This is a genomic window from Dietzia sp. SLG310A2-38A2, from assembly GCF_014145095.1.
GTDB lineage: Bacteria > Actinomycetota > Actinomycetes > Mycobacteriales > Mycobacteriaceae > Dietzia.
Genome location: NZ_JAALDX010000421.1, coordinates 1 through 1352, shown reverse-complemented (window position 1 = coordinate 1352; position 1352 = coordinate 1). Strand labels below are relative to the sequence as shown.

Here is a 1352-nt window from a genome sequence, read left to right as displayed (position 1 = left end):
GGCGGGGTCGACGTGCACCTCGTCGGCGCCCTCGACGAGCGCGCGCAGCAGCGCGGCCGGGGTGATCATCTTCATGTAGGGGCAGCTGGCCTCGTCGTTGACCGGGAGGAAATCGATCTCCGGGGCGGCCTTGCGCAGCTGGTGGATCATCCCGATCTCGGTGGCCACCAGCACCTCGCGGGCACCCGAGGCGCGGGCGGCGTCGACCATCCCGCCGGTGGACAGGATCTTGACCTGGTCGGCCGGCACCGCACCCTCGGTGGCCAGGTGCAGCGCACTGGTGGCGCAGCCGCACTCGGGGTGGACGAACAGCTCGGCGCCCGGGTGGGCCTGCGACTTGGCGGTGAGCTGGTCACCGTTGATCGCGGCGTGGACGTGGCACTCGCCCGCCCACACGAGGACGTTCTCGCGGCCCGTCTTGCGCCGGACGTGCGCGCCGAGGAACTGGTCGGGAAGGAACAGCACCTCACGGTCCGGATCGATCGACTCGACCACCTCGACCGCGTTCGAGCTAGTGCAGCAGATGTCCGTGAGGGCCTTCACCGCGGCGGTGGTGTTGACGTAGGAGACCACCACGGCATCGGGGTGCTCGGACTTCCACTCGGCCAACTGCTCGGCGGTGATGGAGTCGGCCAGCGAACAGCCCGCGGCCTCATCGGGGATGAGGACGGTCTTGTCCGGCGAGAGGATCTTGGCGGTCTCCGCCATGAAGTGGACACCGCAGAAGATGATGGTCGACTGCTCGGCCTCCGCGGCGATGCGCGACAGGGCCAGCGAGTCCCCCACGTGGTGGGCGATGTCCTGGATCGCGGGAACCTCGTAGTTGTGGGCGAGGATCACCGCGTCGCGCTCGGCGGCGAGGCGGCGGATCTCGTTCGCCCACTCCGCGTCGGGCTCGACGCCCGTGTACACCTTGCCGTCGTGGCGGATGTTCGCGGCCAGCGGCGAGTCGAGCCGTCCGACGGTGGTGTCGGGCCGCGGCGCGACCGTGGTGCCGTGTCCTGTGGCAGTGCTCATCGCTGCCCCCTCCCGGGTCGGTTCTGTGGGCCGATACGCCACCGGCCCCGTTTTCGACTTACAATCGAAAACATGATGCAGTGTAACACCGGTCACGAGGTGCTCGTCGTGGTGACCCAGGTGCGACCGGCCGCAGGCGCCACCGCGCCCACGCTCCACGTGATGCTCTGGCAGCACTCCCTCGGGCCCGCCGCCGGCCGGTGGGCGCTGCCCGGCGGTGAGGTCCGCGACGACGAGGACCTGCCCGCCTCCGCCACCCGCCAGCTCGCCGAGAAGGTCGACGTGCGATCGCTCAGCCATCTGGAATCCGTGGCCGAGTTCTCCGACCCCGCCCA

Annotated in this window: 2 protein-coding genes; one reads left to right on the top strand and one right to left on the bottom strand. The window is 70.1% G+C overall.

The features are described from left to right. A partial coding sequence (gene nadA / locus G6027_RS14315; RefSeq protein WP_241727144.1) for a quinolinate synthase NadA occupies nucleotides 1–1017 on the bottom strand: 1017 nt, incomplete at its 3' end. Nucleotides 1018–1089: 72 nt separating this feature from the next. Here nadA and G6027_RS14310 point away from each other — a divergent pair. Then, nucleotides 1090–1352: NUDIX domain-containing protein (locus tag G6027_RS14310; protein WP_182637756.1), on the top strand; the 263-nt coding region annotated here is incomplete at its 3' end.